This window comes from Staphylococcus sp. HMSC071G07, from assembly GCF_001811435.1.
Lineage (GTDB): Bacteria > Bacillota > Bacilli > Staphylococcales > Staphylococcaceae > Staphylococcus > Staphylococcus pettenkoferi.
In genome coordinates this window covers 1-201 of record NZ_KV804771.1, presented here as the reverse complement: position 1 = coordinate 201, position 201 = coordinate 1, and the positions used below count along the sequence as shown (strand labels likewise).

Sequence of the window (201 nt, the reverse complement as noted above, 5' to 3'; positions counted from 1 at the left end):
AGGCACACAATTTGAAGGCCCTAAAGATGTACCAACAGGCTGGACGGTAGATGTAGATCCAAATACAGGAACAGTAACAGCGACACCACCAGCGGATGCAGATCCAAACACAAGTGTCGACATTCCAGTAACAGTGAAATATCCAGATGGCTCAACTGAGACAACAAATGCGAAAGTGACAGTTACGCCAAACGATGCACA

General features: G+C 46.3%; 1 protein-coding gene. It reads left to right on the top strand.

What is annotated here, in order from left to right:
- Positions 1 to 201: YPDG domain-containing protein (locus tag HMPREF2802_RS12165; RefSeq protein WP_176744785.1), on the top strand; the 201-nt coding region annotated here is incomplete at both ends.